Origin of the sequence: Streptomyces zhihengii (assembly GCF_016919245.1) — a bacterium.
Taxonomy (GTDB): Bacteria; Actinomycetota; Actinomycetes; order Streptomycetales; family Streptomycetaceae; genus Streptomyces; species Streptomyces zhihengii.
Map to the genome: position 1 here is coordinate 1 of NZ_JAFEJA010000006.1, position 2,751 is coordinate 2,751.

At 77.9% G+C, this 2,751-nt stretch carries 2 protein-coding genes; both read right to left on the reverse strand.

Annotated elements, in window-relative coordinates:
- Nucleotides 1–227: 227 nt before the first annotated feature.
- The gene (locus JE024_RS40755) at nucleotides 228–896 is read right to left on the reverse strand and encodes a response regulator (RefSeq protein WP_244883819.1); all 669 of its coding nucleotides are present in this window, start codon (nucleotides 894–896) and stop codon (nucleotides 228–230) included.
- Nucleotides 897–1,833: 937 nt separating this feature from the next.
- Nucleotides 1,834–2,622: a phosphatase gene (locus JE024_RS40760; RefSeq protein ID WP_205375312.1), complete on the reverse strand. Its 789-nt coding sequence runs from the start codon at nucleotides 2,620–2,622 to the stop codon at nucleotides 1,834–1,836.
- Nucleotides 2,623–2,751: the final 129 nt, after the last annotated feature.

Below are 2,751 nucleotides of genomic sequence, written 5' to 3' on the forward strand. Positions count from 1 at the left end.
CACACCCCCGCGCGCGGGCGGGCACGGCGAGGACGTACCACCCGGCACGGCCACGCCCCCGGCCGCGGGCACCTGTGACCCGGGCGCCGCCGAGGGCCGGCCACCGGACTCCGGCCCTCCGGCCCCACCCGGCTGCGGCACACCCCCGCGCGCGGGCGGGCACGAGGCTTGACGGTCCCCGGGCTGCGGCACACCCCCGCGCCCGGGCGGGCCCCCCGGCTGCCCGGTCACGGCGCCGCCGTCCGGTGGAGGACGGCGGCGAGGGCGACGCGGCTGTCGGCGCCGAGCTTGCGCTTCATCGCGCCGATGTGGGTCTTCACGGTGGTCACGCCCATGCCGAGGCAGGCGGCGATGTCCGCGTTCGGCAGGCCGGCCGCGATCAGGGTGAGCACCTCGCGCTCGCGGTCGGTGAGGACGTCGAGCCGCCCCGGGTCCGCGGCCGGGGGCGGTGCGGGGGCCCGGGCCGTCCAGCCCCCGACCACGGCGGCGCTGCCGGGCGGGGTGCAGACCACCCCGCCCGCGGCGAGCAGCCGCACGGCGTCGGTGAACATCCGGGGCTCCATCGTCTTGAGCAGGAAGCCGGACGCGCCCTGCCGCAGGGCGTGCTCCAGGTGGTCGGGGGTGTCGAGCGCGGTGAGCATGGCGACGGCGGGCGGGCGGGGCAGGGCGCGCAGCGCGGGCAGCACGACGCCGATGCCGTGTGCGCCGGGCATGTCGACGTCCAGGAGCACCAGGTCGGGGGCGAGCTCCCGGGCCGCGTCGACGGCCTCCGGGCCGTCGCAGGCCCCCACGACGTGCAGCCGCTCGTCGTGGTCGAGGACGCTCCGGAGCGCGGCACGGACGAGTTCCTCGTCGTCGACGACGAGGACCCGCACCGGCCTGGAGTCGTAGGGCAAAGGTCGTCCTGTGGTCGGAATCCTCACGGGGCCGCGGCTGCGAACCTGGATGCAGATCCTAGGCCGCCACGAACGGCCGTCCGGATCGGCCGGGGCACGAGGGCCGCAGGCCCCCGACCGCGCCCCGGGACTGCGCGCACCCCGGAAGCCGTTCCGGCCGCCGGGCCGACCGACCGACGAGAGGAACGGCATCCGTGAGCGCCGAGGTCCGTGCCGAGGAGGAACCGCCGGGCGGCGACACGACGCCCGGCGCGGCTCGCGGGCCCGCACGACGGGCACGCGCCCCGCGCGGCGAGCGCATGCTGTGGATCGCCGCCGGGGCCGTGCCGGTCCCGGGGACCCGGCCCTGCGCGCCGCGATGTCCCTGATGCCGCCGGGCGAAGACCGCCGCGCGGCGCGCGCCGGCCTTCGCGACCGGGGCGGACCGGCGCACCGGCACCACCCATGACCGGGGCGGACCGGCTCCCACTGGAGCACCACCCGCGACCAGGGCCGGCCCGGGCACCGGCACCGTCCACGGCCAAGGCGAACCGGAACACCATCACCACCCGCGACCAGGGCCGGCCGGCGCACCGTCGCCGTCCGCCCGAGGGGGCGTGGCGCGGACCTCGTCCGCGTACCGGGCCCGACCCGACCCGGCGACGCGGCGAGCGGGCGTGACAGGCGTCCCGAAGCGTTCGCACCACGTCCAGGCGACGGCCCCGCAGGCACGGGAGGCCGTCCGTCCCCGGAGGAGGCCCGAGCGGTCCGGACCTCCCCGGCGGTCCGGTCCGTGCGGAGCGGCGGCTCCGCACGGACCGGAGACCGGCAGAGCCGCCCCGGGCGGTCCCTCGCGGCGTCCCCCATGCGCCACGATGCTCCGCCCGGGGCCACCGGCCCGCCGCCGTACGGCACGCGGCCGGCACGCAACCCCGTGCGCGGCCCCGGGCCGCGCGGCTCACGCCGGGACGTCGAGGCCGGCCGCGTCGAGCAGGTAGGCCGTCATCGGGTCGTAGAAGCGCGGGTCCGTGACGTGGTCGTCGAGCGGGACGGTCACCTGGAGGGTGCCCTCGGCCTCGGCGATGAACAGGGCCGGGTCGTTGCAGTCCGCGTAGCCGACGGCGTCGAGCCCGCGCTGCCCGGCGCAGCCCGCCCACCCGTGGTCGGCGACCACCAGGTCGGGCAGCGGCGTGCCCTGGTGCTCGAAGCAGTCCAGGATGGCGGCCATCGGCGCGGGCGAGTGGGTGTGCCACAGGGTCGCGCCGCGCTCCAGCATCGCCACGTCCGCGAACTGGAAGACCATGCCCTCGTCCGCGAACAGCCCGCCCGGGATCCGCACGATCTCGCAGCCGGCCGCCCGCAGCGCCGCGGCGGTCTGGCGGTGGACGTCGAGCAGGCCGCCGGGGTGGCCGGTCGCGAAGAGCACGCGCTCGCCGTCAGCGGCGGCCTTGCGCAGCCGCGCGGCCATCCGCTCCAGCGCGTCGACCGTCAGCTCGGGGTCGATGGTGTCCTGGCCCTGCCGGTGGGACGGGTCGTCGTTGACGCCGCAGCGCTCGGCCATGACGGCGAGGACGTCCTGCTCGTCGGTCCAGCGGTCGCCGAGCTCCAGGCCGAGCCAGTAGTGCCGGTCGCCGTTGGCGAGCTTGCGGTAGTGGGAGAGGTTGTTGTCGCGCGGCGTGGCGACGTCTCCAGCGATACGTGAGCGGACGAGGTGGTCGACGAGGGCGGCACGGCTGGGTATCGGCATGAGCCCATTGTGCCGTGGGGTGCGCGGAGCGTGTGCACCGTCTTGCGCGATGGACAGGGCGGGCGCCCGGGCGCGACCGCACCCGCACGCCCGCGCACACCCGCGCCCGGAGCCGCGCGGACGCCCACG

Excerpts from the sequence above, each read along its gene's own strand:
- JE024_RS40760 (WP_205375312.1), bottom strand. The coding sequence starts at position 2,622 with ATGCCGATACCCAGCCGTGCCGCCCTCGTCGACCACCTCGTCCGCTCA.